This is a genomic window from Hydrogenophaga sp. PAMC20947, from assembly GCF_004795855.1.
Lineage (GTDB): Bacteria > Pseudomonadota > Gammaproteobacteria > Burkholderiales > Burkholderiaceae_C > Hydrogenophaga.
Window position 1 is genome coordinate 3,040,715 of record NZ_CP039252.1, and the last position, 25,971, is coordinate 3,066,685.

Here is a 25,971-nt window from a genome sequence, read left to right on the forward strand (position 1 = left end):
CCGATTGCCCATGCCCATTTCTGTGGGTAGCGCAAAACGGTACAGTGAAGGCCATCTTCTTTCTTACTTTCCCCCTCTCTTTTTAGATCTCCGTTCAGGATCCGCTTTGCAAGTCACCCGCATCCTCGCCGTGCGCCACGGCCAGACCGCCTGGAATCGCGAAGCCCGCATCCAGGGCCACACCGATATCGCCCTCAACGAGCACGGCCAATGGCAGGCCCGGCAACTGGCCAACGCCTTGCGTGACGAGGCCATCGCCGCCTGTTATGCCAGCGACCTGTGCCGGGCCCACGAAACCGCGGTGGCTGTGGCCACCCTGCACCAGTTGCCGGTTCAGGTCCACACCGGCTTGCGCGAACGTTGTTTCGGAGACTTTGAAGGCCGTACCTGGACCGAGCTCGAAGCCGCTCACCCGAGCGAGACGCTCGCCTGGCGCAAGCGCGTGCCCGAATTCGCGCCACCGGGTGGCGAGTCGCTCTTGCAACTTCGGGAACGGGTGGTCAAAACGGTCACCGACCTGGCCGCAAAGCACCCCGGCGAACAGGTGCTGATGGTGGCCCACGGTGGCGTGCTCGATATCCTGTACCGGGCGGCCACCCGGCTCGAACTGCAAGCGCCGCGCAGCTGGGAGCTGCCCAACACCGCCATCAACCGGCTGCTCTGGACGCCCGAAGGGCTGACCCTGGTGGGCTGGGCAGACACCCTGCACCTGCAGGAAACCGATGCCACAGGAGTCGCTCTGGATGAACGCAGCGCCTGAGACCTGGCTGGCCGCACGCGAGCGATGCCATGCGCAAGCGCTTGCGGCGGTAGGCCAGCCTGTCGCCTCGCTGGAAACACCCGCGCTGGTGATCGACCTCGACGCCATGGAGCGCAATCTGCAGCGCATGGCCAGTTTCGCCCGAGCCCATGGCTTGCGCTTGCGTCCCCACGCCAAGACCCACAAAAGTGCCGAACTCGCGCGGCAGCAAATGGCCCTGGGTGCCGTGGGCGTGTGTGTGCAAAAAACCGACGAGGCGCTGGCGCTGGCGCATGCCGGGGTCACCGACGTCTACATCAGCAATGAAGTGCTCGCCGAGTCCAAGCTGGCCCGCCTGGCCCAGGCGGTGCGCGAGCTGCCTTGCCGCTTCGCCCTCGCCGTCGACAGCCTGCTGGGCATCGAACGCCTGGCGGCAGCGCTGGCCCAGGCCCGCGTCGAACAAGCCGGCGCCATCGACGTTTTTGTGGAAATCGATGTTGGCCATGGCCGCTGTGGGGCGAGCTCACCGGAAGAAGCCCTGTTGCTCGCCCACCAAATCCAAGCCCATCCCACGCTGCGGCTGGCCGGTTTGCAGGCCTACCACGGCGGTGCCCAACACCTGCGCACGGCCCACGAACGCGATACCGCCCTGGCGGCCTCGGCGGATGCGGTCCGCGAAACCATGGCCCAGTGGCAGGCCGCCGGTCTTCAGGTGCCGCTGATCACGGGCGCCGGCACGGGCACCCTCGTGCGCGAAGCGGGCAGCGGCCTGTGGGGTGAGCTGCAAGCGGGTTCGTACCTGTTCATGGACGCCGACTACGCCGCCAATGAAGGCGATCCGGGTGCCCCGGTCTTTGAGCATGCCTTGTTTGTCAAAGCCCAGGTGATCAGCCGTGGCGCGCACCATGCGGTGTGCGATGCCGGGCACAAGAGCCACGCCATCGACAGCGGCCTGCCCACCGTGGCTTCGCCACCCGGCTTGCAGTTTGCCAACGGCGGAGACGAACACGGCCTGCTGCGCGCCGCCGCACCCGAGCAACTCCCCGCCCTGGGCGACACGGTCTGGCTGGTGCCGGGCCACTGCGACCCCACCGTGAACCTGCACGACTTTTATGTCGGCGTGCGGGGTGGCCTGGCACAAGGCGTGATCGAGCGCATCATCCCCATCGACGCCCGAGGCGCCATCCGCTAAAGACCTCACCCATGTTCAGCCCCAGCCAGATCATTGTGCTTGCGACGCCGGTTTTCCTGGCGCTGATCGCCATCGAATACGCGGTCGGGCGTGCGCGGCAAAGAAACACCTACCGCATCGACGACGCGATCACGAGTGTGGGTCTGGGCATGCTCAGCCAGATCAGCGCCGTGTTCACCCGTTTGCTGCGCATCGGCATTTACACCGCCCTCTTTGCGGCCATGCCCTGGGTCGCTGACAACGGGTTCTGGACTTCCGCGATCGGCTGGTCACTGGCCCTGGTTTTTTACGACTTCTGCTACTACTGGAACCACCGCCTGGGACACACCTGCGCCCTGTTCTGGGCGGCCCATGTGGTCCACCACCAGAGCCAGGACTACAACCTGTCCACCGCCTTGCGGCAAACGAGCAGCGGCGCGCTCTTCGGCTGGGTGTTTTATGTGCCGATGGCGCTGGCGGGCGTACCACCACTGGTCTTTGCCGTGGTCGCACTGGTGGACCTGCTCTACCAATACTGGATTCACACGCAGCAGATCGGCCGGCTGGGCTGGTTTGACCGGGCCTTTGCCTCGCCGTCCAACCACCGCGTGCACCACGCGGTCAACGACACGTATGTCGACAAAAACTACGGCGGCATCCTGATGCTGTGGGACCACCTGTTTGGCAGCTTCAAGGACGAAGACCCCGACGAGCCTTGCGTCTATGGCACCCGCAGCCCCCTCAACAGCTGGGATCCGCTGTGGGCCAACCTTGAGGTCTATGCCAGCTTGTGCCGAGACAGCTGGCACACACGCCAATGGCGCGACAAATGGCGCGTCTGGCTCAATCCCCCGGGCTGGCGCCCAGCCGATGTTGCCCAGCGGTTTCCCCACGTGCCGTTCGATCTTGAGCGGGTCACCCTCTTTGCCCCTGCACTCTCTGCACACCGTCGGCAGTTCGCCACGGTGCAGTTCGGCGCGCTCCTCATGGGTGTAGGCGTTTTTCTGTGGTTCACGGACAGCTGGCCCTTGTGGCAAAGCGGCGTGTGGTTCTTCGTGCTGTCGGTCACCCTGTGGGTCACGGGTGCCGTGATGCAGGGCCGCATAACGCCGCTGGAAGCGCTGATGATGGAGAGCGGCGCACTCGCCATGGCCACCGCCGCCACGGGCCTGACCGAAGCACACCTGGTGTTCAAACCCCTGACCATGGTGATCGCCCTGGTCCTCTTGTGGCGCCACGCACAGCCCGTGTTCGCATCGCCAGGAGGCCAACGACCGGCGGGTTTCGCCTGGATGCTGACGGCCCTGGCCACCTCCATGGCCGGCGACGTTTTCCTCATGCTTCACAACCAGTTTGTGGCCGGACTGGCCGCTTTCCTGCTCGCCCATCTGGCCTACATCGTTGCCTTCCGCCAAGGCGTCTCGTGGGCCGGCCTGCGGCTTGCCTGGCCTTTGTTGGGCTTGACGGGGGTGGCTGCCTACGTGCTGTTGTGGACATCGGGCTTGCCCACGGGTCTGCGGGGACCGGTGGCCATTTACATCGTGGCCATCATCACCATGGCCGGCACCGCGCTGGACCGCGCCGCCCAACGGCGCACCCGCGCCAGCCAGACCGTGGCCGTGGGCGCCCTGCTGTTTGTCGCCAGCGACCTCTGCCTGGCGATCAACCGCTTCGTCGCGCCTGTGCCACTGGCCAGCGTGTGGGTGCTGGGCAGCTACTACGCAGCGCAGTGCCTGATGCTCATGGGCTGGCTGCGCGACGTGGCCAACCCGACCCCGACCGGATCGGGGCGCATTCATGAGCCCCTGGGGACCGTTGCCGGCGGGGCGGGCCACGGGTCAACGATGGGTAGAAGTCCCTGAGTGTCTTGGCGGCGATGGCTCCGCGCCACTCAGCCTAAAGGACAGACTGGGCGCCTGCTGGGTTCATGCTGTTTTGCATTCACGCGTGGGCTAGGTGGGAGCCGCAGACCATGCTGTGGCACGCCAGGCGAAACCGTATCAGGGTGTGTAGACCCGGGCTTCCAGCCCCAAAGCCTTGACCTTGGCCGCTGCGGTCTCGGCCTGTTCCCGCCGGTCAAAGGGGCCCACGCGCACCCGGGTGAGCCGCCCGCGCGCCGAATCTACCGGATCACTGAGCACGGGCAACCCGGCCTGCGCCAGCTGTGAAGCCACCTTTTCGGCATTGTCTGCCACCGCAAACATGCCGACGGCCACACCAAACCCTTTGACCCGGGTGCGGATTTCGGTCGATGTCGATGTGGCAGTCGCAGCAGCAGGAACGGTAGCCCGCACGGTCTGGCTGGATGGGCTGGGCGCCGTTGTTGCAAGGGCATTGCCTGGCATTCTGCTCACAGGAACCAGCGCACTGGCCGGCTCGGTATCCGCCGGTGCAGGAGAGCGGGCAGCCGACTTCGGCAAAGCCTTGGCAGGCGAAGCCCCCCCCATCACAGAAGCGGGCTTTGCACGCTCGGGGGTTACCTCAGAACTGGGCGGGCTTGCGGAGGTTTGAAGCTGGGTTGACTTGATCGGCGCAACAGGCTTTGCAGGCACCTCTGGCTGGACAACAGGCGTCCGCTCCAAAACCCTGGCTGAAGCCTGACTGAGCGTTGGTGCCGCTGTCTGAGCTGCGGGCGCCTGAAGGGCGGCGGGCACCGCCACCCGATCGGACAAGGGACCCGGCACAACATCAGATGCGCCCTTTGCCAGCGTTGCCGGGGCTGTGGCGGAGGGCGGTGACGATACCGGTTTGATCACGGCCACCACAGCGGGTCCGGGCACTGCCGCCGCCACCGAATCAACCGTCGGTTCTGGCAGCGAAGCCAGCGTTCCGCCGGCGAAGGTGGCCCAAGGCACGGTCTGCCAGAGCAGTGCCGCCAGCACCCCGGCGCTGAGCAGACCCGCCAGCCCCCAGGTGTTGCGGCGTTGCCGGTCACGGGCTTCTGCGCTCAAGGTGGCACACGCCCCGTCCACCGTGGCGGCGAGCTCCACCGCCCTGATCATGCGCCGACGCGACCGCGTGTGCAGCCAAGCCGTGCCCCACAAGCCTGGCACCAGCATTGCGCCCATCGCCATGGCCAGCGAGGCCCCCAGCTTGATCCCTGCCGGCCAGCCGGGCGCCATCTGCCACAAGCCCGTGATCGCCAGCGCCACCGCTGCGGCGAACGCAGCGCACCCCGCAAACGACAGCCACAGGCGGTGGTGCACCAGCCATCCCAGGTGGAAAAGCGCCGCAGCGCTGTTCCAGGTGGGGTCTGCCATGCCCTGATCGTCAAACCGCGCAAACACCCGCAGGTAGCGACCCGCCGAAGCATCGCCCAAAGTGGCGCGGTACAGGCGCGCGGTGGAGCTCTCGTCGGGATCGGGTTGGTCAGGCGTCAGGATCACATCAACCCGCTTCGGTGAACAGTTGATCCCCCGACTGCGGCGGCGTCACACCCAGGTGCCTGTAAGCGGCCAGGGTAGCAATGCGCCCACGGGGTGTGCGCTGCAGGTAGCCCTGCTGGATCAGGAAGGGCTCGATCACATCTTCAATGGTGTCGCGCTCTTCGCCAATGCTGGCTGCGATGTTGTCCAGGCCCACTGGCCCGCCATCAAAGCGGTGGATCACCGCTTCCAGCAGCTTGCGGTCCATGGTGTCAAAACCCTGGGGGTCCACATCCAGCATCGTGAGCGCGCGGTTCGCAATGTCAACGGTGATGCGGCCATCCCCCTTGACATCGGCGTAATCGCGCACCCGGCGCAGCAGCCGGTTGGCGATGCGCGGTGTCCCGCGCGAGCGCCGGGCGATTTCAAAGGCGCCTTCGGGATCGGTGGGGGCCTGCAGCAGGCCTGCGCTGCGTTTGACGATGCGGGTGAGCTCTTCGGCGGTGTAAAACTCCAGCCGGGCCACAATGCCGAATCGGTCGCGCAAGGGGTTGGTCAGCATGCCGGCGCGGGTGGTAGCCCCCACCAGCGTGAAGGGCTGCAGATCCAGCTTGATGCTGCGCGCCGCAGGACCTTCGCCGATCATGATGTCGATCTGATAGTCCTCCAGTGCGGGGTACAGGATCTCTTCGACCACGGGAGACAACCGGTGGATCTCGTCGATGAACAGCACATCGTTGGGCTCCAGGTTGGTCAGCAGCGCCGCCAGATCCTTGGGCTTTTCCAGCACCGGTCCGCTGGTCTGGCGCAGGTTCACACCCAGCTCCTGCGCGATGATGTGTGACAGCGTGGTTTTCCCCAGGCCCGGCGGGCCAAACAGCAAGACATGGTCCAGCGCTTCGCCGCGCATTTTCGCCGCGCCAATGAAGATCTCCAGCTGCTCACGCACCTTTTGCTGGCCCACGTATTCGTCCAGCAGCTTGGGGCGCAAAGCGCGCTCGATCGCCTCCTCTTTGGGAGAAACGGCCGCAGCCGACACCACTCGGGGCGCGGGGGCGAAATCGTCGGTCTGAATGGTCAAGAGTGCACTCGCAGGATCGGTCACAACACCGGCCGTCAAAAGCGCGGCCAGGCGGCTGCCAATCATCTGCCACGCACTATACAGGCCCGCCCGCCGGGCCCGGCGTTCAAGTTGTCCCGCCGCCGTGCCGATGAATGAGGCACAGGCGGCGGTCAAACCCACCCCGGTGCCCCGCCCACCCCTGCCACGCCAAGGACACCCGCCATGAAGCCCTCCACCCTGTCACCGCACCTGCGCCGTGCAGCTGCACTGACGCTCGCCGCCCTGGTCAGCGGCCACACGCCGCTCGGCCTGGCGGGAAACCAGGCCATGGAGTCCGCCCATGCCCCCGCTGCAGCGGCGGCGGCCCACCCTGCGGCCGCAGAACCAGCGGTCCAAGGGGCACCGGCCAAGGGTTCGGACACCATCAGCAAACTCAAAGCCGTCATCGAACGCCATGCCGGCCAGACGGGGCAGGTGTCGCTGCGCATCGGCGATCAGGTGATCGCCTCCAACGCCCCTGAGGCTCACGCCCCGCCGGTCGCGGACGAGCACCATGCCCCCGCTGCCCGGGCCAAGACCCCCGTGCGTTCTCGCGCCAGTCGCGATTACATCCGTGCGCGTGCCGCCGTGCTCAGCGGGCACGCCGCGCCCGAGGCCCAGGGCGCAGCGACCGCTGGCCACGGTGAGGCCCACTGGACCTACGAAGGCGACACCGGCCCGCAAAACTGGGGCAGCATGAAGCCCGACTTCAACACCTGCGACGCCGGTCAGCGGCAGTCCCCCGTTCACATCCTGGAAACCGACGCCATGCCCGGCCCCGCCGAAGTGCTGCGCTTTGATTACCGCGCCAGTGGCGGCAGCGTCGTCAACAACGGCCACACCATCCAGGTGGATTTGCAAGGCGACAACACGCTCTACGTGCGCGGCTCCGCCTACAAGCTGATCCAGTTCCACTTCCACCACCCGGCGGAAGAAAAGGTGAACTACAAGGGCTTCTCCATGGTGGCCCACCTGGTGCACAAGAACGAACAAGGCCAGCTTGCCGTGGTGGCCATTCTGATCGATCCCGGCGTTTCCAACCCCGTGGTGGAGCAGGTCTGGACCCGCATGCCCCTGGACACCAAAGACCGCGTAGGCCTGTCGGCCGGCCTGATCGACATGAACCAGCTGCTGCCAGTCGATCAACGCTACTACCAGTTCATCGGATCGCTCACCACGCCCCCTTGTACCGAAGGCGTCTTGTGGTTGGTGATGAAGCAGCCCATGACGGTGAGCCGCGAGCAACTCAAATTGTTTGCCCACCTCTTCCCGATGAACGCCCGCCCCACCCAGGCGCTCAATGGACGGCTGGTGCGCGAAGCGATGTGAAAAGTTTCGAACATCGCCCTGGTGCAAAATGCAGAACGATCTCCATGCACACCGGTCCCCTACATGAGCATTCGTCTGCTGCAAAACTGCATCGAAAATCGCCACCTGTTCGACCCCGTTCCGGGTTTTGAGTCTCTGGACTTTCGGCACAATCCGCGACCCGGCCTGCGAGAGTTCCAGGTTTTTGACGAAATTTTTGCGGCAGGCGTGCACCGCACGGCAAATATCGTTGGTGCCGTGTCAAGCCGGTTCCATGCCAAGGGCCTGCTGAACGGCCACGACGTTAAACGCTGGATCAATGACCATCCCGGTTACGACGTTTATGTGGTCAACCCACGCCCCCAGAACATCTACCTCTGCTTCAACAATTTTGATCGTGGCCAGATCACACATCAGGACTCACAACTCCAACAGCGGTATCAGGAAGTACTGAACCTGGCAGGGGTCGACCTCGACATCGTGAACGTGGGTCGGCAACACCATGGCAACTACGGTATGTGCAGTTACTGGTTTGGGTCCGAGCGGTTCTGGACAGACATCATGGAGGCGCTTGTCCTACCCGTGATCCGGTTAAGTCGTTCACAGCTGGGAGATGATCTGTATGCGTTCCTCCACGCCCCCACCCCGTACTGGGGTGTGTCCGAGCACCGCGCCGGTGCACTGCCACACCTGCTTGAAAGGGCCACCTCGCTCTTCATCAACACCCGCTTCCAAGCCTCGGCTATCCACTACGCCCGCACACGGGAGGAGATCCTGGCCTGCTGCCTGTATCCTTTCGAGCGTGAACTCGTCGAAACCTTCGGTGATCAAGTGGACGGCTGGGACCGTTCGGGCTGCTATGACGACGCAGCGATGGCCTACTTTCGACATGCCAACCAGCACGCCATGCACGGACGCTTGGCCTACATGACCCGCTTCCCGCTGGATTTTGGCAACGGAGATCCCCGACCCCGGTTTCCATGGTTCCAGCGAAACGCAGTGACAAATACCTGAGGACGCCAACATGAACGCAAGAAGCCTTTTCAGCCTGGGGCGGAGCGTTGTGCTGGGCACCTGGCTGCTCACCGCATGCACCACAGCATTCTTTGCCCAGGAATACCCATCCCGCGGAATCCGTATCGTCGTTCCCTATAGCGCAGGCGGGAGCTCGGACGTGGTGGCACGGGTCGTCGGCGCAGAGCTTGAGCGAAAGTGGGGACAAGCAGTGACGGTAGAGAACCGTCCGGGAGCAGCCGGCAACATCGGATCCACCGAAGTTGCGCGGTCCACCCCTGACGGGTACACACTGTTGATGCAGAACGACACCATGCTGACCAACCTTGCCGTTCATGGGAAGCTTCCGTACCACCACGAAAATGACCTGACACCCATCATGCTATTGGGCATGGGGCCTCTGGCGCTGGTGGTCCACCCATCCATCAACGTCACCAACATGGCGGAACTGCAGGCAGCTCGGGATCAGGTTAACGGCCTGAGCTATGGCTCTTGCGGCATCGGGTCTCCCTCACATTTCGTGATGGAGCTGATCATGGACAAGACCGCTTTGAGCTTCACACAGGTCGGCTATCGGGGTTGCTCTCCTGCGGTCAAGGATGTTCTGGGCGGACATATTCCCATCGCGGTCGTCAGCGCAAATCTCGTTCTCCCCCACGTCCAATCAGGACGCTTGCGTGTCCTGGGTATCTCATCCGCCGAGCGAATGGCCCTTCTTCCCGATATACCAACGTTCCAGGAACAGGGTATGCATCCATTCGATATTTCGACCTGGAAGGCACTCATGGGACCCGCAGGCTTGCCCCTCAACGTGGTCAAAAAGATCACCCACGACCTCACCCGGATCATGGATATTCCTCGCGTTCAGGAACACCTCAAAAACTCGGGCATCGAGCCTTTGCGAGGAGACGCCACTGCCCTAACACATCTGATCCAGGCCGATGCGGTGAAGTACCGTGACATTGCAAGATCAGCACAGATGCAGGCCTATTGAAGCCACTTCACTTCACTTCGCCAGTGACTTGAGCGCCAGCTTGATGCCTTCGCTGACCCCCACATCCTTGGGCAGGGCTCTGAGTGCGAGCGCGGCGTCTTTTTCGCTGTAGCCCAAAGCCATCAAGGCTTGCTGGATATCGCTGGCCGCATCCCCCACGGCCGAGGCACCGCCCAGCGCGCCAAGGTCTGCGCCGAGCTTGCCCTTGAGCTCCAGCAACAGGCGCTCAGCCGTCTTTTTGCCAATGCCCGGTACTTTCACAATGCGCGCGCTGTCTTGCGCGGTCACCGCTTGCGCCAGGTCGGCCACACCCATGCCCGACAAAACCGACAGCGCTGTCCGGGGCCCCACCCCGCTGATCTTGACCAGCTGGCGAAAGGCTTCCCGCTCTTGCGCAGTGCCAAAGCCGTAAAGAATCTGGGCGTCCTCACGCACCACAAAATGCGTCAGCAGCGACACAGCCTCCCCCACCCCGGGCAAGTTGTAGAACGTGCTCATCGGCACATCCACCTCGTAACCCACGCCGTGGCAGTCGATCAGAATTTGCGGGGGATTTTTTTCCAGCAGGATGCCAGTCAACTTGCCTATCATCGGGGGGTCTTCTTTCTTTGCGCGTTCGGGCCCTGCTGATCAAGGCCCCATTCACTGGATTATCCGTTTGATCGTCAAACACACCTTCTCCCCGCCCGACAACACCCGCATGGGCCACCTGTGCGGTCCCATGGACAGCCACATCCGGAGCATCGAAGCGGCTCTCCAGGTGAAAGTCGCCCACCGGTTCGAGCAATTCCGCATCGATGGCCCCAAGGCGAGGGCCAACCAGGCCCTGGAAACCCTGCAGGCCATGTACGAGATGGCCAAAAAGCCCATCCCGGCCGAAACCGTGCAGCTCATGCTGAGTGGCGACACGGCGCTGCCGGCCGGTGGAGAAGACGCCCTGGCCATGCAGACGCGGCGCGGCGAAGTCAAAGGCCGCACCCCGGCCCAGGCCCGCTACCTTGAAAACATGTCCAGCCACGACATCACGTTCGGCATTGGCCCGGCCGGCACCGGCAAAACCTACCTCGCGGTGGCCTGCGCTGTGGACGCCCTGGAGCGCAGTGCCGTGCAGCGCATCGTGCTCACCCGCCCAGCGGTTGAGGCGGGCGAAAAACTGGGCTTTCTGCCTGGCGACCTGGGCCAGAAGGTCGACCCTTACCTCCGCCCGCTCTACGACGCCCTCTACGACCTCATGGGTTATGACAAGGTGGTCAAGGCCTTCGAGCGCCAGCAGATCGAAATCGCACCCCTGGCCTTCATGCGCGGCCGTACGCTGAACCACGCTTTTGTGATCCTGGACGAAGCGCAAAACACCACGCCGGAGCAGATGAAGATGTTCCTCACCCGCATCGGCTTTGGCTCCAAAGCCGTGGTCACCGGCGATGTGAGCCAGATTGATCTGCCCCGCACCCAACTCTCGGGCCTGATCGACGCCGAACGTGTGCTCAAGCGCGTGACCGGCATCTCCATCACGCGCCTCACCAGCGCCGACGTGGTGCGCCACCCCCTGGTCGCCCGCATCGTCGATGCCTATGACGCGCGATCCCCCCATGATGAAGACGCGCCGCCCGCGAAGCGCGCCCGTGCACCCGCCAAGAAAGCCTGATGCCATGGCACTGCCTGCCCTGAGTCTGTCCCTGCAGTTCGGCACCCTGTCGGACCCAGCTCCGCACCGCGCCGCCCTGCCCCGCCACTTCGTGACCCGCTGCATCCGCCACGCGCTGGCCGCCGACGCCGAAATCACCGTGCGCATCGTTGATACCGAAGAAGGCCAGGCGCTCAACAACGGCTACCGTCAAAAAGACTACGCCACCAACGTGCTCACCTTCGACTACGCGGTCGAACCCATGGTCATGGCCGACCTGGTGCTGTGTGCGCCCGTGGTGGCCCTGGAAGCCCGGGAGATGGGCATCCCCCTGGCACAGCACTACGCCCACTTGCTGGTGCACGGGTGCTTGCACGCCCAGGGCTGGGACCACGAAACCAGCGAAGCCGACGCCGATGCGATGGAAGCCTACGAAAGCGAGATTCTCGCCGGTCTGGGCTGGCCAGACCCCTATGCGGGCAAAGCCTGAGTGGCTTGATGGTTGCGGGTCGAACCCCGTTCGCTGGCGCTCAACGAGGGCGCAAACCGTGGGCCTCTACCTCGACGAGCAGGTCTGAGCGGCACACATCGGCCTGCACACACAGCATCTCGACGGCGCCCAGGCGCTCGCGCATCGCCGCCGTCACGGCAGGCGCATCCGCTGCGTCGCGCACATAGACCCGGTACACCAGATCAGACAGGGAGAACCCGCCATCACGCGCGATGCGGTTCGCCTCGAACAGCACCGCTTCCACGTTGTTCAACGACTCCATTGTCTGTGCGACCACGTCCCCCAGATGCAGGGTCTCATGGCCCACGATACTGGCCGTGCCCGAGACGAAAAACAGCGCCTGCCCAGGCAAATGCGCGAGTGCGGCGCGTGAAAACGTGGGGCTGCGTGGGCCGTAAACATCCGGGTAGCGGTAGGCGCTGACCTGCCGGGGATTTTCGATGGGCACCACCGGCGTGGCTCCGGCCATGAAGGCAATGGACAACGGACCGCCGCCCACACCCAGAGCGCAAGCCGCGGGCACCTGCTCGGTCACACTGCGGGCGCAGCGCTCAAAAGCATCGCCCCGACCCAGGTTGAACTGGCGGTAGCGTTCCAGCCCCGCCTGAGCGCCGTTGATGTCGGGAATGTAGTTCCACACCCGCCAAAGATGCGGCAGGCCTTGGGCGTCCAGCAATCGAAAGATTCGGGCATAGGCCAGTTCGCTGATGTGCCGCAAAGCAGCGGTCGAATCGGCCGGACCTTCGCCCACTTCTGGCAGCGCCAGCGCACCAAACAACACCCCGTCGGCCGAGCGGCTCCAGCGAATGCCCTCGCTCTCCCCGGACACCACCGGGGCATCGCTGACCCATGCTTCGTGCCACACCGACCGTGTCCCGTCCAGCAACGGCATGGATACCGCTTGCTGCGGCCAGGAGGCACCCACCGCTGGCGCCGCCACACCCAGACATGCACCACCCAGGACACGCGTCGGATCCAGCGCATCAAGCTCGGTGGCAGAAACAAAATCTAGAGACATGACAACCCTGTTGAGACGTTCGTTGCACAGCACTCGCACTTTGCGCTCTTGCGCTCAGTTCATGTGCAAAGGAATGGTGATGGGTCCATCGTTGACCAGATGAACCCGCATATCGGCGGCAAACCGGCCCGTCTGCACCGTGGGGTGCTGGGCCCGTGCCAGCCCGACGAAGTGGTTGAACAACGCCTCTCCCAGCGCCGGGGACGCCGCACCGGTGAACCCGGGCCGGTTTCCACCCTGGGTGTCGGCCGCCAGCGTGAACTGGCTCACCAGCAAAAGGCCGCCCTGCACATCGTGCACACTGCGGTTCATCTTGCCTTCGTCGTCGCCGAAAATGCGCAACTTCAGGATTTTGCTCAGCATCCGCTGCGCCAGCGCCTCGGTGTCGTTGGGCTCGACGCAAAAGAACACCAACAGGCCCGCCTCGATTTCACCGATCACCTCACCAGCGACCGTCACCCGAGCCTCGCTCACCCGCTGCAACAAAGCGATCAAATCAGGTCCCTCGCTTCGTCAAAGTGCGCCTCCACGTCGCTGGGCAGCAACTGAATGGTGGCGCGCAATCCTGGCACAGCACTCATCAAGGCCTGCTCCACACTGCCGCGCACCGCCGCAGCGCGCCCCAGCGTCCAGGAGGCTGGCATGTGCATGTGCATGTCCACAAACCGGCGCTGGCCAGCCTTGCGGGTGGCGATGTGGTCAAAGCGCACGATTTCGGTTTCGCCGCGTTTGTGTTCAAACCCCGCCAGCGTGGCCTGGATGGTTTCCATGATTTCAGGCTCCAGGGCCTCGTCCATCAGGCCCTGGGAAGAACGCCACATCAGGTGAAACCCCTCGCGCAAGATGTTGATCGCAACGCCAATGGCCACGATCGGGTCCAGCCACAGCCAGCCCGTGACCGACACCAGCGCGATACCGACCACCACCCCGGCCGAAGTCCACACATCGGTCACCAGGTGCTTGGCATCGGCCTCCAACGCAATCGACCGGTGCTCCTTGGCCGCACGGAACATCACCCAGGCGAGCAAGCCGTTGAGCGCGGAACTGGCCACGGACAAGGCCAGACCCCAGCCCACCTTCGTGATGGGCTGGGGATCGATCAGGCGGTTCACAGAGACCCAGCAAATACCCAGCGCGGCCACGATGATCAGAATGCCTTCGAAGCCCGACGAGAAATACTCGGCCTTGTGGTGTCCATAGGGGTGATCCTCGTCAGCCGGACGGGCCGCAATCGTGACCATGACCAGCCCAAAGATCGCACTGGCCAGGTTGACCAGCGACTCCATCGCATCCGACAGCAAGCCCACCGAATCGGTGACATACCAGGCGGTGGTCTTGAGCGCAATGGTGAACACCGCCACCACCGCCGAAACCATGAGCAGACGCTGGGGTGTGAGCAACCGTTTGGTAGCGGGGTTCATGGCATCGCTCTCTCGTTGCGCAGCATGGTGTTCAAGACAGCAACACCCGAGCAAACTTGCGTTTGCCCACCTGCACCACGAACGAACCTGCGTCCAGCTTCAACCCCTTGTCGGCGATCACAATGCCATCGACACGCACCCCACCGCCGTCGATGAGGCGGTTGCCTTCGCTGCTGGAAGCGGCCAGGCCCGAAGCCTTGAGCAAGGCACCAATGCCCATGGGCGCACCAACGAGGCTCACCTCAGGCAGCTCGTCCGGGACGCCACCCTTGCTGCGGTTGATGAAATCCTGCTCCGCGGCTTCTGCGGCCGCCGCGCTGTGGAAGCGGGTGGTGATCTCCTTGGCCAGGGCCACCTTGATCTCCTTGGGGTTGCGCCCCTGAACCACCGACTGCTTGAGCTGTTCAATCGCGTCGAGCGACTGGAAGGACAACAGGGTGTACCAGCGCCACATCAAGGTGTCCGAGATGCTCAAAACCTTGGCAAACATCGTGTTGGCCGGCTCGGTGATACCGATGTAGTTGTTCTTGCTCTTGGACATCTTGTCCACGCCGTCCAGGCCTTCCAGCAAAGGCATGGTCAGGATGCACTGTGGCTCTTGCCCATACTCCGCCTGGAGATGGCGACCCATCAGCAGGTTGAACTTCTGGTCGGTGCCGCCCAGCTCCAGATCGGACTTCAGCGCCACCGAGTCGTAACCTTGCATCAGTGGGTAGAGGAACTCATGCACGCTGATGGGCGTATTCGCGTGAAAACGGTCGTGGAAATCGTTGCGCTCCATCATGCGTGCAACGGTGTATTTGGACGCGAGCTGGATCATGCCGGCCGCGCCCAACGGCTCGCTCCACTCGCTGTTGTAGCGGATTTCGGTGCGCGCCGGATCCAGGACCAGACTGGCCTGCTTGTAGTAGGTTTCCGCGTTGGCTTTGATTTGCTCAGGCGTGAGCGGCGGGCGCGTGTTGTTGCGGCCCGAGGGATCGCCGATCAGGCTGGTGAAGTCGCCGATGAGAAAAATCACCTGATGACCCAGATTCTGGAGCTGGCGCATCTTGTTCAGCACCACGGTGTGCCCGATGTGAATGTCGGGCGCCGTCGGGTCCAGACCCAGCTTGATCCGCAGTGGCATTCCTGTGGTTTCCGAGCGCGACAACTTGCGTGCCCACTCATCCTGCGGGATCAGTTCATCGCACCCACGCAGGGTCACTGCCATCGCTTCACGCACACCGTCTGTCAGGACGTGGGGTGATGGAGGGGGTTTTTGCGAACTATGGTTATCTTTCTCACCGAGGCTCATGCGGGTTTTCCTGTTGCGACAGCCGATGCCTTGGCTATACTTGAAGATGGTCTTGGATTCTAGTGGCGGCGCCACTGTTTCTGCCCCCTGTCGAACGCACGGCATTGCCCAAGCGAGCCGCATGAGCGGAACTTCCGGTGGCTTTTGTGCTTCGTACACGTTTTTGCGTTGCTGGTCCGACCTGCCAGCAACCCACAGGGACTCTATTTTGCATTTTTCTCCACTTCAAACGCTGGCCAAGCTTGTTCTGGCCACGAGCCAAAGTCTTTCCAACCACCCTCGCCGTGTGCTGAGCGGTGTCGGGCTGGTGCTTCTGGGAACAGGCGTCACCGCTTTCGGCATTGCGCCCCTCGCGCCCGATGCCTCGCGCTTGCCGGTCAGCAACATCATTGAGCCCCTGCGCCTTGACGCGTTGTCTACACAGCCTCTGGGCGCAGCCATTCCCTTCACGCTGTTCCGCACCGATACCGTTCGTCGCGACGACAGCTTCCAGAGCCTGCTCAATCGCCTGGGTGTGCAAGACACCGACGCACAAGCTTTTCTGAGCAAGAGCCCAGATGCGGCACGCCTGTTCAATGGCCGCTCCGGCAAGACCGTCACCGTCGAAACCACCGATCGGGGCCAGTTGCTGAAGCTGACCGCCCGCTGGTTGCCCGATGACGAGCGCCTGTTCGAGCGGCTCACCGTCGAATCGCTCAACGGCGGGTTTGCTGCGCGCATCGAAAGCGCCGAACTGGCGGCATCGTCCAAACTCTCCAGTGGCGTGATCCGCAGTTCGTTGTTTGCTGCCACCGACGAGATCAACCTGCCCGACAGCGTGGCCATCCAGCTCGCCGAGATTTTTGCCTCAGAGATCGATTTCCGCCGCGATCTGCGCCAGGGTGACCGCTTCAACGTCGTATTCGAGAGCCTTGAAGCCGATGGCGAAACCATGCGCGCAGGACGTGTGCTCAGCGCCGAGTTTGTCAACAACGGGCGCAAACACGAAGCCGTCTGGTTTGAAGAAGCTGGCCTGAAGGGCGCCTACTTCGGGTTCAATGGTGAAAGCTCGCGCAAAAGCTTTCTCAGCTCACCCCTCGAGTTTTCGCGCGTAAGCAGCGGTTACGGCATGCGCTTCCACCCGGTTCTGGGGCGCCAGAAGGCTCACCTGGGTGTGGACTACGCAGCGCCTACCGGCACCCCTGTTCGCACCATTGCCGATGGCGTGGTGAAGTTTGCTGGCGTGCAGCGCGGCTATGGCAATGTGATCGAAGTGGCCCACAGCGGCAACAAGGTCACCAAGTTTGCCCACCTCAGCCGCATCGGCGTGAAACAGGGACAACGGATTTCCCAAGGCGATTTCATTGGCGCCGTGGGCACCACCGGTCTCTCCACCGGACCCCACTTGCATTTTGAGTTCATCGACAACGGTGCGCACCAAGACCCGTTGGCGATCGCGCGCAAGAGCGAAAACATCCCAATCAGCCCAGCGCTGCGCGCGCGCTTTGATGCCGTGGCTGTGGCACAGCGCCAGCAGCTCGATGCCGCGGCCACCCTGGTCCAGGCCAGCGCCCAGTGAGCTGCTGACCGCGGCGCGTGAGCCGGGTGGTCAGCGGGCCTGATGGGCCGTTCAAGCGCCATCCACAAAAAAAGGGAGCCTTGGGCTCCCTTTTTTTCGACCTTTCGGTCCGCGCCGGCTCAAGCGCCGGAAAGCTTGATCAGGTACTGAAGCTGGAGCCGCAGCCGCACGTGCTGTTGGCGTTGGGGTTCTTGATCACGAACTGCGCCCCTTCCAAGTCTTCCTTGTAATCGATCTCTGCGCCCACCAGATATTGGTAGCTCATCGCATCGATCAACAGTGAGACGCCGTTTTTGGTCATGGTGGTGTCGTCTTCGTTGACCACTTCGTCAAACGTAAAGCCGTACTGGAAGCCTGAGCAGCCACCGCCCTGCACGAATACGCGCAGTTTGAGATCGGGATTGCCTTCTTCGGCCACCAGATCGGCCACTTTGGCTGCAGCACTGTCGGTGAACACCAGCGGCGCTGGCATGTCGGTAGAGGTGGTTTCGGCTAGGGCGCTCATAGGGCCTCCTGAATTCGGTGAGATGCGGGGCACAAGGCTCGCCGCCTTGAACATACGGACTGTCAGCAGTGGGTCGAAAGACCCAGTAATCTACTGGGGGAATATTGAATGCTAACGCAAACGCCGAAAAATTGCATTCAGCTGTTATTTGCCGCCAGCTTCAGTGTGGGTTTATCTTCTGCCACATCACCCGTCATGGGCTTCAGCTGACCGGAAATCGTGGCCCCCTGGTGCATTTCCAGTGCACGGTACGACACATCGCCCTCGACACGGGCCTTGGGCTGGAGCTCCAGCAGGTCAAAGGCAAACACGGGGCCCTTCACATAACCATTGAGAATAACGTGGTCCGCATGGATCTGGCCGGTCACACTGGCCGACTCGCTCACGACCAGAATGCTGGGCTGCTCATCGTTGGCGCGGATATCCCCTACCACTTCGCCGTCCACGCGCAGGCCATCGTGAAAGATCACGTTGCCATCAATGCGGGTGCCTTGGGCAATCAGGCTTTTGATCGGGGGTTGTTTCTTTTTTCCAAACATGAGACTTCTCCAAACGTTGCTTGTGACTTCAGATCTTGACGGTGTACATGGTCTTGACTTCGCGCCCTTGATAAATCTTGGCGGTCACGGTTTTTACCACGGCCTGCTCAGGCACGTCCAACAGACCTTCCTGTCGCAGGTAGCCCTTGATCAGCACGGATTGCGGCTCGGGCGTCTGGGTCATTGACCACGCCTTGCCATCCATCGTGCCGCTGAAAGTGATCTCCAGCGTGCCCTTGAAATCCGGCGCATTTTTGGACGCCTGGATCATCAAGACCTGCCACTTCAGCTGGGTCGCGTCAAGGCGCTCCACCTGCAAACCTCGGATATTGAGATCCCCGCTGCCAGACCCCGGGATCAGGCGCTCAAAAAAACCCAGATCGCTTCGCAGCACCAGGTTGTCTGCCTGAAGCTGGCGTATCTGCATCACCAGCTGCTCTTGAGCTGCCTTTTCTGTTGTGAGCAGGCTCTCAGAGGTATTGGACACGGACTGGGCGCTGGTGAGATCGGCTCGCAAGCCACTCACTTCTTCGCGCAATTGCTCCAGCTCCTGCTTGGCATTGCGATCCAGTCCGGCAATGTCCTTGCCAAACTCGAACGCCCACAAGGCCAGCGCACCCGAAAAGCCGAGCACGATGGCCGCCATGAGCCAGCGAAATGGCCAAGGCAAGGCGCTGCGCACCGAAACACGTGGAGCACTGACCGACAGGCGCCGGCGCAACAGGCGAAATTTCATGCCACAGAACTTTCAGCAGAGGGCAACCAGAAAAGCAAAAACCGCCCCAAGACAAGCTTGAAGGCGGTTTTTGAGACAGGCAACAGGCGATTAACGCTTGCTGAACTGCTTGGCGCGGCGCGCAGAGCGCAGGCCAACCTTTTTACGCTCGACTTCACGGGCGTCACGGGTCACATAACCGGCTTGCGACAGCTGCGGCTTGAGCGTAGCGTCGTAGTCGATCAGGGCACGGGTGATGCCGTGGCGCACAGCGCCGGCCTGGCCGGATTCACCGCCACCGTGCACGTTCACCATGATGTCGAAGGTTTCAGCATGGTCGGTCAGCAGCAGGGGCTGCTTGGCGATCATGATCGAGGTACCACGGCCAAAGTAGGACTGGATGTCCTTGCCGTTCACGACGATCTGGCCGGAGCCTTTTTTCAGAAACACACGGGCGACGCTGGATTTGCGACGGCCGGTGCCATTGTTCCATTCACCAATCATTGCAAGGCTCCTTTAGATATCCAGCACTTGCGGCTGTTGGGCGGTGTGGGGATGCTCGGCACCACCGTACACCTTGAGCTTCTTGATCATGGCGTAACCGAGTGGGCCCTTGGGCAGCATGCCCTTGACAGCCTTCTCGAGTGCGCGGCCAGGGTGCTTGGCTTGCATGTCGCGGAAGTTGGTCGCATAGATACCGCCGGGGTAACCCGAATGGCGGTAGTAAATCTTGTCGGTGGACTTGGCGCCCGTGACACGAATTTTCGCTGCGTTGATGATGACGATGAAGTCACCGGTATCGACGTGAGGCGTATAAATGGCCTTGTGTTTGCCGCGCAAACGGAGAGCTACTTCACTGGCAACTCTTCCGAGGACCTTGTCGGTCGCGTCAATCACAAACCACTCGTGCGTCACGTCAGCTGCTTTAGCACTGAACGTTTTGGTCATGAGTTTCTCTGTATCAAAGAGGGGTTTGGCGGCTCTTTTCCACGGTCGGTGTTTCTCTGCTGGAAACCTCTTAGGTGGGGATTTGCTCGCCAGCACTTCCCGTTTAACCGGTTGACGCTGGCGCGCGCCTTCGTCGCGGAGCCTTTATATTCGCTGCGAAGCCTTCCATTGTACAAAATTTCGCGCCTGCGGTGCAAGAAATCTGTGGCGGGATCCACAAGAGCGATACCATCACCCCACCATGTTCAGTTACCGACACGCCTTTCACGCGGGCAATCACGCCGATGTGCTCAAGCACATCACCGTGATCGCCACCCTGCGCCACCTGATGCAGAAGGAGCCCAGCATCACGCTGGTCGACACCCACGCGGGCGCGGGTTTGTACCGCCTGGATGGCGACTACACCGAAACCGGCGGCGAAGCCAAGGACGGCGTGGTCAAGCTGATGGCCGCCTTCAGGGCCGAGGGTGCTGCGCCCGTCGCCAAGCCGGCCCAGGCCATTGAGGACTATCTGGACCTGATTGCGGGCTTCAACCCTTCGGGCGCCTTGCGGATCTATCCGGGTTCACCCTTTGTGATGCAGACGTTGATGCGCCACGCCTCGCGCGACCGGCTCAAGCTGTTTGAGCTGCACCCCACCGACGGGAAGACGCTGGATGGCAACATCGCCCAGCTGGAAGCGGGCAAGACCATCACCGTCGGGCGACAAGACGGTTTTGCCGGCCTGATGCCCTTGCTGCCGCCACCGCCTTCGGCCACAGGCTCCAGACGCGCACTGGTCCTGGTGGATCCCAGCTACGAAATCAAAAGCGACTACGGCAAAGTGAGCGCCAACATACAAGAAGCGCTCAAACGGTTCCCGACCGGCACGTTCCTGGTCTGGTACCCCATCATTCCCCGCACCGAGGCCCACGATCTTCCGCGGCGCCTGAAGACCCTGAGCAACCAGTCGCAGCGCCCTTGGCTGCATGCCACACTGTCCATCGGACTGGATCCAGCAGACGGACCTGATGACCGGCCTGGCCTCACGGCGAGTGGGATGTTTGTGATCAACCCACCACACACCCTCAAAGCCACCCTGCAAGAGGCGCTGCCGCAATTGTTGACCGTGCTTGGACGTGGGCGGGGCAAAGGGCAAACCCTGGACGTGGGCGGCTGATACCGCGAGGCCTCGTTCCGCGCGGCCTGTCAGGAAGGCCGCGCCAGAACCATGGTCCAGTAGCGGCCATAAGCGCTGCCTGAGCGCTGCACGCAGGCCACGGCCACGTCCTGGTACTGGCCGTTCATGATGTTGCCGCAATGGCCTGGGCTGGCCAGCCAACCGCTCATCACCGCATTGGGATCCGACTGGCCCGCTGCGATGTTCTCTCCAACCGCCCGCCACGCATACCCGGCTGAGCTCACGCGCTGAGAAACGTTGCGCCCGTCCAGTCCGGTATGGGAGAAATAGTCGTTGACGGCCATGTCCCGCGAATGGCTCTCGGCAGCGGTGAACAAGGGGCCATTCCAATTCAGCGGCCCAACAGCAGGATAGGCCGTCCCGCCACAGCTGCGCGCGCTCGCACGGGCTGCGTTGATTCGCCTCAAGAGGTCGGCCTGGAAGCCGGGCAAACCACAGAAACCGTCACTGGCCGAGGGTGCAGGTACAGGCGTTGACGTTGACACAGGCGCAGCCGACGGTGACGCACCCGAAGCCGCAGCCGCCACCGGGCTGCTCGCGACCTCGGTCGAAGGCGAGGCACTCAGGGTAACGCTGTCCGCAGCGGTGTCTGCATCGGGCGCATCGCTGCCACCGCCACAGGCGCCAAGCAGGAACAAAGGCAGCAAAACAGCAGCGGCTGGCCACGCGGGCCGAGACGAAGTTGAGAGAAGTGGGTGGATCATGGGCACCCAATCTAATCGCAGACGGTGCGCACAGCGTAAGCATTTGTTTTTTTCGCGCCTCCTCGGGCAAACCCCGATAAGCAGGCCCAGAATTAACCGACCGATCGGTCGGTTAATTGGATATACTGGATTTTTACCCGCTACCCGGGGCAGGAGTCGATCCATGTACACCCAATCGTTCAACACAAGCGAAGCGCCAGAATTGAAAGCGGTGGCAAAACCTGCCTCAGCCGCAGACGAAGCGTTGCAAAGTCAATTCGACGCCGTCATCGACGCCGACGGCAAGATCGAGCCCCGCGACTGGATGCCGGAGGCGTACCGCAAAACGCTGGTGCGCCAGATCAGCCAGCACGCCCACAGCGAAGTCGTGGGCATGCTGCCCGAGGGCAACTGGATTTCCCGGGCGCCGAGCCTGAAGCGCAAGACCATCCTGATCGCCAAGGTGCAAGACGAGGCAGGCCATGGCCTCTACCTTTACAGTGCCGCCGAAACCCTGGGCACCAGCCGAGACCAGATGCTCGAAGGCCTGCACTCGGGCAAAGCCAAATACAGCTCCATCTTCAACTACCCCACCCTGAACTGGGCCGACGTGGGCGTGATCGGCTGGCTGGTGGACGGCGCGGCGATCATGAACCAAATTCCACTTTGCCGCTGCTCTTACGGTCCCTATGCGCGCGCCATGATCCGCGTCTGCAAAGAAGAAAGTTTCCACCAGCGCCAGGGATATGAGGGCCTGCTGGTGATGATGCAGCGCGGCACACGGGAACAGAAAGCCATGGTGCAGGATGCGGTGAACCGCACTTGGTGGAAATGCCTGGCCATGTTCGGCCCACCCGATGCAGACAGCCCCAACAGCGCCCAAGGCATGCGCTGGGGCATCAAGCGCATCTCCAACGACGATCTGCGCCAGAAGTTCATTGATGCCACGGTTCCGCAGGCCAACGTATTGGGCGTCACCCTGCCCGACCCCGACCTGAAATGGAACGAAGCACGCGGCCACCACGACCACGGCCCCATCGACTGGGACGAGTTCTGGGCCACGGTCAACGGCCACGGCCCTTGCAACAAAGAGCGCCTGGCGACCCGCGTAAAGGCCCACGAGCAAGGGCAGTGGGTGCGCGATGCAGCCTTGGCCCATGCGCACAAACAGCAACAAACAGCACACAAGGAGGCCGCATGAGCACCCCCGCATTGAAAGAATGGCCTCTCTGGGAGGTGTTTGTCCGCAGCAAACAAGGTCTGGAGCACAAACATTGCGGCAGTCTGCACGCCAGCGATGCGCGCCATGCGCTGCAGATGGCGCGGGACGTGTACACCCGGCGGCAAGAAGGTGTGAGCATCTGGGTGGTGCCATCGGCCTCGATCACCTGCAGCGAACCCGACAGCAAAGACAGCTTCTTCGACCCGGCGGCTGACAAGGTGTACCGCCACCCAAGCTTCTACGAGATCCCGGACGAAGTGGGGCACATGTGATGGCGGAAACCATGATCAGTGCCCCACCCAAAGGCGCGCCAAGCGAAGCTGCCCCCATCGACTACCTGCTGCACCTGGCCGATAACGCTTTGGTGCTCGGGCAGCGCAACGCAGAGTGGTGTGGCCATGGCCCCATTCTGGAAGAAGACCTGGCCCTGGCCAACAACAGCCTCGACCTGATCGGCCAGGCACGCTTGATCTACCAACACGCTGCGGCGCTCATCAACGCCGACGAAGAGTTGACCCAGCGCTTCGCACACCTGACGGGAGCCCGCCAGGACGGCCAGATCACCGAAGACACGCTGGCCTACTTCCGCGACACCGCCGAGTTCCGCAACCACACGCTGCTGGAACTGCCGCACCACGGACCACTGGTGGGGTACGCCTTCGCGGAGCGCGACTACGCCACCACCATCGCGCGCAATTTTCTGTACAGCGCGCTCATGGTCCTCGTGTGGCAAGGGCTGCAAGCCTCAGGCGATTCACAGCTCGCAGGCATCGCAGCCAAATCCCTCAAGGAAACGCGCTACCACCTGAGCCACGCCAGCGACTGGCTGGTGCGCTTTGGCGACGGTACCGTCGAATCGCACCAGCGAGCCCAGGCTGCGGTGGATCACTTGCTGCCCTACTGTGAAGCGTTCTGGGCCCGCCACCCGGTGGAAGAAACCGCAGTGGCCAATGGCAGCGGCGTGTGCGTGGTCAACCTGCGCGACGACTGGAACGCCATCGTCAATGAAACACTGGTCGAGGCCACGCTGCAGCGAAACGACACCACGCCCCATGTGGGCTACGTGGCGCAGGGCCATGTGGGTGTGCACTCGGAACACCTCGGCTTCCTGCTGGCCGAAATGCAAAGCCTGGCCCGCGCGCACCCGCAAGGCGTCTGGTGAACGACGGCTCTGACGCCACATGACCCCCTTGACCAATCCCGACACCGATGCGGCCAGCCTGCGCGCCATTGAGGCAGCATTGGTCGATCTGACCGACCCTGAGATTCCGGTGGTCTCGTTGAGCGAGCTGGGCATTTTGCGTGGCGTGCGCCAAGGTGCAGATGGCGTGGCCGAAGTGGTGATCACCCCCACCTACAGCGGTTGCCCAGCCATGGGGCAGATTGAAGACGACATCCAGGCCGCCCTGGCCGCTGCCGGCTTGACCGCACGGATGATCACCCAGCTCTCACCCGCCTGGACCACCGACTGGATGAGCGAGGTCGCACACGAGAAGCTGCGGGCCTATGGCATCGCCCCACCGCAGTGCGGCAGCGCTGGCGACACCAGCCACGGCACCGTGAAGTTCAGCCGCCACGCAGCCCGCACGACGTCCGTGCCCTGCCCCCAATGCGGCTCGCGCAACACCACCGAGACGTCACCCTTTGGATCGACGGCCTGCAAATCGCTCTACAAATGCCTGTCTTGCCTCGAGCCTTTTGACTATTTCAAACCGATCTAGATGGCGATGAACCACCCCTGTGCCGGGCGGCTCCCGTGTCTTGCAGACCGCGTCGCGATCAGAGCCGCCGACTCTTCGCACTGCACAAGCCTGCGACGGCAGGCTTGGAGCCGCAGCGCTCTGGGGGGGGTCGCCCCTGCGCCAGCAAACGTTTCTAACACTGGAAAAAAGACATGACAAGCACAGCTCGATTCCACGATTTGTCCATTTCGCGCATCAGCCCTGAAGCCGCAGGATCGGTGGCCATCACGCTGGCTGTGCCGCCCGAGCAGCGCGAGGCCTTTGCGTTCAAGCCTGGCCAGTTTCTGACCGTGCGGGCCTGCATCGATGGCCAGGAAGTGCGTCGCAGCTACTCGATCAGCAGCCCCAGCAGCCTGCTCACCCGCCAGGGTGAACTCACCCTGGGCATCCGGCCGGTGGAAGGTGGGGTGTTTTCCAACTGGGCCGCCACTTCGCTCAGGGCCGGCGATCGGCTGGCTGCCATGCCGCCCGATGGGCGTTTCACTGTGCACAAGCCGCGCGCCCTGCACCGCGTGGGTTTTGCGGCTGGGTCGGGCATCACCCCCATTCTTTCCATCATGGCCAGCACACTGGAAGCGTCGTCCGATGCCAAGTTCACGCTGGTCTATGGCAACCGCCGCATGGACAGCGTCATGTTCAACGAGGCGCTGCAAGACCTCAAAGACCGCTACCCTGGCCGGTTGACCCTGATCCATGTGCTCTCGCGCCAGGCCCAGGAAGTGCCCCTGCTGGAAGGGCGCATCGACGCTCACAAGGTGCGCGAGCTGACCGAAACGCTGCTGCCGGTGGGCAGCATGGACGAAGTCTTCATCTGTGGCCCCGAGGCCATGATCGAAGCCACAGAAAAGGCCTTGCTGGACGCCGGCGTGCGGCCAGACCGTGTGCACACCGAGCGCTTTACCTCACCCACACTGGAGGCGCTGCCAGCGGAACAACGCAAGGCGGCGGTGCTGGGCCACCCCGCCGTTCGCGCCGAGGGCGAAGTGGCATTGACCGTGGTGCTGGACGGCAAGCCACACCAGCTGCGAATGAACAAAGACGAACACGTGCTGGACGTTGCACTCAACGCCGGTCTCGATTTGCCTTGGTCGTGCCGGGGCGGGGTATGCTGCACCTGCAGGGCCAAGGTCATGGAGGGCAGCGTCACCATGACCAAAAACTTCACCCTGGAGCCCTGGGAAACGGACAAGGGATTTGTGCTCAGCTGTCAGGCCCGACCGACCAGCGACAGCCTGGTGGTCAGTTACGACGAACGTTAGGACGACCGCTTCGACGGGACCAAAAGTCGGGACCTGTCACCCGTCTACCTGGCTTCCAG

28 protein-coding genes are annotated in these 25,971 nt (G+C 62.9%); 15 read left to right on the plus strand and 13 right to left on the minus strand.

Annotated features, from left to right (window positions below):
- The first annotated feature begins 106 nt into the window (after window positions 1-106).
- From E5678_RS13765 to E5678_RS13775, 3 genes are read left to right on the plus strand one after another with little or no spacing between them, the layout of a single operon-like run.
- The gene (locus E5678_RS13765) at window positions 107-760 is read left to right on the plus strand and encodes a histidine phosphatase family protein (protein WP_136179050.1); all 654 of its coding nucleotides are present in this window, start codon (window positions 107-109) and stop codon (window positions 758-760) included.
- Entirely contained in the window at window positions 744-1,931 is a 1,188-nt protein-coding gene (locus tag E5678_RS13770; protein WP_136179051.1) for a DSD1 family PLP-dependent enzyme, read from the plus strand. Before E5678_RS13765 ends, E5678_RS13770 begins: the two co-directional genes overlap by 17 nt.
- Window positions 1,932-1,942: 11 nt before the next feature.
- Window positions 1,943-3,772: a lysoplasmalogenase family protein gene (locus tag E5678_RS13775; RefSeq protein ID WP_136179052.1), complete on the plus strand. Its 1,830-nt coding sequence runs from the start codon at window positions 1,943-1,945 to the stop codon at window positions 3,770-3,772.
- A 138-nt stretch (window positions 3,773-3,910) separates the two neighbouring features.
- Here E5678_RS13775 and E5678_RS13780 read toward each other — a convergent pair whose 3' ends face one another.
- Together E5678_RS13780 and ruvB are read right to left on the minus strand one after the other, a co-directional pair.
- Window positions 3,911-5,296 carry an SPOR domain-containing protein gene (locus E5678_RS13780; RefSeq protein WP_136179053.1) on the minus strand — a complete coding sequence of 462 codons (1,386 nt, stop codon included), beginning with the start codon at window positions 5,294-5,296 and terminating at the stop codon, window positions 3,911-3,913.
- Between the two features lies 1 nt (window position 5,297).
- Window positions 5,298-6,356, minus strand: coding sequence for a Holliday junction branch migration DNA helicase RuvB (gene ruvB, locus E5678_RS13785; RefSeq protein WP_136180785.1), 1,059 nt, complete (start codon window positions 6,354-6,356; stop codon window positions 5,298-5,300).
- Between the two features lie 204 nt (window positions 6,357-6,560).
- Here ruvB and E5678_RS13790 point away from each other — a divergent pair, with 204 nt between their 5' ends.
- The 3 genes from E5678_RS13790 to E5678_RS13800 all read left to right on the plus strand — a co-directional run bounded on the left by E5678_RS13790 (window position 6,561) and on the right by E5678_RS13800 (window position 9,693).
- The gene (locus E5678_RS13790) at window positions 6,561-7,706 is read left to right on the plus strand and encodes a carbonic anhydrase family protein (protein ID WP_136179054.1); all 1,146 of its coding nucleotides are present in this window, start codon (window positions 6,561-6,563) and stop codon (window positions 7,704-7,706) included.
- Between the two features lie 63 nt (window positions 7,707-7,769).
- The gene (locus E5678_RS13795; protein WP_136179055.1) at window positions 7,770-8,699 is read left to right on the plus strand and encodes a hypothetical protein; all 930 of its coding nucleotides are present in this window, start codon (window positions 7,770-7,772) and stop codon (window positions 8,697-8,699) included.
- Between the two features lie 10 nt (window positions 8,700-8,709).
- On the plus strand, window positions 8,710-9,693 hold the full coding sequence (locus E5678_RS13800; protein WP_136179056.1) for a tripartite tricarboxylate transporter substrate binding protein: 984 nt from the start codon (window positions 8,710-8,712) through the stop codon (window positions 9,691-9,693).
- A 12-nt stretch (window positions 9,694-9,705) separates the two neighbouring features.
- On the opposite strand, the gene ruvA is transcribed toward E5678_RS13800, so the two are convergent.
- Window positions 9,706-10,284: a Holliday junction branch migration protein RuvA gene (gene ruvA, locus E5678_RS13805; protein WP_136179057.1), complete on the minus strand. Its 579-nt coding sequence runs from the start codon at window positions 10,282-10,284 to the stop codon at window positions 9,706-9,708.
- 67 nt (window positions 10,285-10,351) lie between these two features.
- Here ruvA and E5678_RS13810 point away from each other — a divergent pair, with 67 nt between their 5' ends.
- Window positions 10,352-11,338 carry a PhoH family protein gene (locus tag E5678_RS13810; protein ID WP_136179058.1) on the plus strand — a complete coding sequence of 329 codons (987 nt, stop codon included), beginning with the start codon at window positions 10,352-10,354 and terminating at the stop codon, window positions 11,336-11,338.
- Window positions 11,339-11,342: 4 nt separating this feature from the next.
- Window positions 11,343-11,807, plus strand: coding sequence for an rRNA maturation RNase YbeY (gene ybeY, locus E5678_RS13815; RefSeq protein WP_136179059.1), 465 nt, complete (start codon window positions 11,343-11,345; stop codon window positions 11,805-11,807).
- Window positions 11,808-11,847: 40 nt separating this feature from the next.
- On the opposite strand, the gene E5678_RS13820 is transcribed toward ybeY, so the two are convergent.
- Genes E5678_RS13820 through tyrS form a run of 4 tightly spaced genes read right to left on the minus strand, consistent with a single transcriptional unit; the run spans window position 11,848 to window position 15,561 of the window.
- Window positions 11,848-12,846 (minus strand): hypothetical protein, encoded by a 999-nt coding sequence (locus E5678_RS13820; protein ID WP_136179060.1) that lies wholly within the window; start codon window positions 12,844-12,846, stop codon window positions 11,848-11,850.
- A gap of 54 nt (window positions 12,847-12,900) precedes the next feature.
- Window positions 12,901-13,341, minus strand: a complete 441-nt coding sequence (gene dtd, locus E5678_RS13825) for a D-aminoacyl-tRNA deacylase (protein WP_136179061.1) — start codon at window positions 13,339-13,341, stop codon at window positions 12,901-12,903.
- Window positions 13,338-14,267 (minus strand): cation diffusion facilitator family transporter, encoded by a 930-nt coding sequence (locus E5678_RS13830; RefSeq protein WP_136179062.1) that lies wholly within the window; start codon window positions 14,265-14,267, stop codon window positions 13,338-13,340. Before E5678_RS13830 ends, dtd begins: the two co-directional genes overlap by 4 nt.
- A 31-nt stretch (window positions 14,268-14,298) precedes the next feature.
- Window positions 14,299-15,561: a tyrosine--tRNA ligase gene (gene tyrS / locus E5678_RS13835; protein ID WP_136179063.1), complete on the minus strand. Its 1,263-nt coding sequence runs from the start codon at window positions 15,559-15,561 to the stop codon at window positions 14,299-14,301.
- Window positions 15,562-15,769: 208 nt separating this feature from the next.
- On the opposite strand from tyrS, the gene E5678_RS13840 reads away from it, so the two are divergent.
- A complete protein-coding gene (locus E5678_RS13840; RefSeq protein WP_247596778.1) occupies window positions 15,770-17,119 on the plus strand; it encodes a M23 family metallopeptidase in 1,350 nt (449 codons plus the stop codon).
- A gap of 139 nt (window positions 17,120-17,258) precedes the next feature.
- Here E5678_RS13840 and erpA read toward each other — a convergent pair whose 3' ends face one another.
- The 5 genes from erpA to rplM form a co-directional block, all read right to left on the minus strand.
- A complete protein-coding gene (erpA, locus tag E5678_RS13845) occupies window positions 17,259-17,624 on the minus strand; it encodes an iron-sulfur cluster insertion protein ErpA (RefSeq protein WP_136179065.1) in 366 nt (121 codons plus the stop codon).
- Window positions 17,625-17,761: 137 nt separating this feature from the next.
- The gene (locus E5678_RS13850) at window positions 17,762-18,163 is read right to left on the minus strand and encodes a polymer-forming cytoskeletal protein (protein WP_136179066.1); all 402 of its coding nucleotides are present in this window, start codon (window positions 18,161-18,163) and stop codon (window positions 17,762-17,764) included.
- Window positions 18,164-18,191: 28 nt separating this feature from the next.
- Entirely contained in the window at window positions 18,192-18,899 is a 708-nt protein-coding gene (locus E5678_RS13855) for a DUF6776 family protein (RefSeq protein WP_136179067.1), read from the minus strand.
- A 90-nt stretch (window positions 18,900-18,989) separates the two neighbouring features.
- The gene (gene rpsI, locus E5678_RS13860) at window positions 18,990-19,382 is read right to left on the minus strand and encodes a 30S ribosomal protein S9 (protein ID WP_136179068.1); all 393 of its coding nucleotides are present in this window, start codon (window positions 19,380-19,382) and stop codon (window positions 18,990-18,992) included.
- A 12-nt stretch (window positions 19,383-19,394) separates the two neighbouring features.
- Window positions 19,395-19,826 carry a 50S ribosomal protein L13 gene (gene rplM / locus E5678_RS13865; protein WP_136179069.1) on the minus strand — a complete coding sequence of 144 codons (432 nt, stop codon included), beginning with the start codon at window positions 19,824-19,826 and terminating at the stop codon, window positions 19,395-19,397.
- Between the two features lie 241 nt (window positions 19,827-20,067).
- On the opposite strand from rplM, the gene rlmJ reads away from it, so the two are divergent.
- The gene (gene rlmJ / locus E5678_RS13870) at window positions 20,068-20,985 is read left to right on the plus strand and encodes a 23S rRNA (adenine(2030)-N(6))-methyltransferase RlmJ (protein WP_136179070.1); all 918 of its coding nucleotides are present in this window, start codon (window positions 20,068-20,070) and stop codon (window positions 20,983-20,985) included.
- 29 nt (window positions 20,986-21,014) lie between these two features.
- On the opposite strand, the gene E5678_RS13875 is transcribed toward rlmJ, so the two are convergent.
- On the minus strand, window positions 21,015-21,710 hold the full coding sequence (locus E5678_RS13875) for a CAP domain-containing protein (protein ID WP_136179071.1): 696 nt from the start codon (window positions 21,708-21,710) through the stop codon (window positions 21,015-21,017).
- 163 nt (window positions 21,711-21,873) lie between these two features.
- Here E5678_RS13875 and paaA point away from each other — a divergent pair, with 163 nt between their 5' ends.
- The 5 genes from paaA (at window position 21,874) to E5678_RS13900 (ending at window position 25,912) form a co-directional block, all read left to right on the plus strand.
- Window positions 21,874-22,890: a 1,2-phenylacetyl-CoA epoxidase subunit PaaA gene (paaA, locus tag E5678_RS13880; protein WP_136179072.1), complete on the plus strand. Its 1,017-nt coding sequence runs from the start codon at window positions 21,874-21,876 to the stop codon at window positions 22,888-22,890.
- Window positions 22,887-23,183, plus strand: coding sequence for a 1,2-phenylacetyl-CoA epoxidase subunit PaaB (gene paaB, locus E5678_RS13885; RefSeq protein ID WP_136179073.1), 297 nt, complete (start codon window positions 22,887-22,889; stop codon window positions 23,181-23,183). Before paaA ends, paaB begins: the two co-directional genes overlap by 4 nt.
- Before the next feature lie 11 nt (window positions 23,184-23,194).
- Window positions 23,195-24,073, plus strand: coding sequence for a 1,2-phenylacetyl-CoA epoxidase subunit PaaC (gene paaC / locus E5678_RS13890; protein ID WP_136179074.1), 879 nt, complete (start codon window positions 23,195-23,197; stop codon window positions 24,071-24,073).
- A 19-nt stretch (window positions 24,074-24,092) separates the two neighbouring features.
- Complete coding sequence (gene paaD / locus E5678_RS13895; protein ID WP_136179075.1) at window positions 24,093-24,632, plus strand: 1,2-phenylacetyl-CoA epoxidase subunit PaaD; 540 nt, start codon at window positions 24,093-24,095, stop codon at window positions 24,630-24,632.
- A gap of 173 nt (window positions 24,633-24,805) precedes the next feature.
- Entirely contained in the window at window positions 24,806-25,912 is a 1,107-nt protein-coding gene (locus E5678_RS13900) for a 2Fe-2S iron-sulfur cluster-binding protein (RefSeq protein WP_136179076.1), read from the plus strand.
- The last annotated feature ends 59 nt before the right edge of the window (window positions 25,913-25,971 follow it).

Bases quoted from the DNA above. Each gene is read 5' to 3' on its own strand.
- E5678_RS13800 (WP_136179056.1), top strand. From the start codon at position 8,710: ATGAACGCAAGAAGCCTTTTCAGCCTGGGGCGGAGCGTTGTGCTGGGC.
- E5678_RS13855 (WP_136179067.1), bottom strand. From the start codon at position 18,899: ATGAAATTTCGCCTGTTGCGCCGGCGCCTGTCGGTCAGTGCTCCACGT.
- E5678_RS13830 (WP_136179062.1), bottom strand. From the start codon at position 14,267: ATGAACCCCGCTACCAAACGGTTGCTCACACCCCAGCGTCTGCTCATG.
- ybeY (WP_136179059.1), top strand. From the start codon at position 11,343: ATGGCACTGCCTGCCCTGAGTCTGTCCCTGCAGTTCGGCACCCTGTCG.
- E5678_RS13850 (WP_136179066.1), bottom strand. From the start codon at position 18,163: ATGTTTGGAAAAAAGAAACAACCCCCGATCAAAAGCCTGATTGCCCAA.
- E5678_RS13820 (WP_136179060.1), bottom strand. From the start codon at position 12,846: ATGTCTCTAGATTTTGTTTCTGCCACCGAGCTTGATGCGCTGGATCCG.
- tyrS (WP_136179063.1), bottom strand. From the start codon at position 15,561: ATGAGCCTCGGTGAGAAAGATAACCATAGTTCGCAAAAACCCCCTCCA.
- ruvA (WP_136179057.1), bottom strand. From the start codon at position 10,284: ATGATAGGCAAGTTGACTGGCATCCTGCTGGAAAAAAATCCCCCGCAA.
- rlmJ (WP_136179070.1), top strand. From the start codon at position 20,068: ATGTTCAGTTACCGACACGCCTTTCACGCGGGCAATCACGCCGATGTG.
- paaA (WP_136179072.1), top strand. From the start codon at position 21,874: ATGTACACCCAATCGTTCAACACAAGCGAAGCGCCAGAATTGAAAGCG.
- paaC (WP_136179074.1), top strand. From the start codon at position 23,195: ATGATCAGTGCCCCACCCAAAGGCGCGCCAAGCGAAGCTGCCCCCATC.
- rplM (WP_136179069.1), bottom strand. From the start codon at position 19,826: ATGACCAAAACGTTCAGTGCTAAAGCAGCTGACGTGACGCACGAGTGG.
- E5678_RS13900 (WP_136179076.1), top strand. From the start codon at position 24,806: ATGACAAGCACAGCTCGATTCCACGATTTGTCCATTTCGCGCATCAGC.
- rpsI (WP_136179068.1), bottom strand. From the start codon at position 19,382: ATGATTGGTGAATGGAACAATGGCACCGGCCGTCGCAAATCCAGCGTC.
- paaD (WP_136179075.1), top strand. From the start codon at position 24,093: ATGACCCCCTTGACCAATCCCGACACCGATGCGGCCAGCCTGCGCGCC.
- paaB (WP_136179073.1), top strand. From the start codon at position 22,887: ATGAGCACCCCCGCATTGAAAGAATGGCCTCTCTGGGAGGTGTTTGTC.
- E5678_RS13790 (WP_136179054.1), top strand. From the start codon at position 6,561: ATGAAGCCCTCCACCCTGTCACCGCACCTGCGCCGTGCAGCTGCACTG.
- E5678_RS13795 (WP_136179055.1), top strand. From the start codon at position 7,770: ATGAGCATTCGTCTGCTGCAAAACTGCATCGAAAATCGCCACCTGTTC.
- E5678_RS13775 (WP_136179052.1), top strand. From the start codon at position 1,943: ATGTTCAGCCCCAGCCAGATCATTGTGCTTGCGACGCCGGTTTTCCTG.
- E5678_RS13770 (WP_136179051.1), top strand. From the start codon at position 744: ATGAACGCAGCGCCTGAGACCTGGCTGGCCGCACGCGAGCGATGCCAT.
- E5678_RS13875 (WP_136179071.1), bottom strand. From the start codon at position 21,710: ATGATCCACCCACTTCTCTCAACTTCGTCTCGGCCCGCGTGGCCAGCC.
- erpA (WP_136179065.1), bottom strand. From the start codon at position 17,624: ATGAGCGCCCTAGCCGAAACCACCTCTACCGACATGCCAGCGCCGCTG.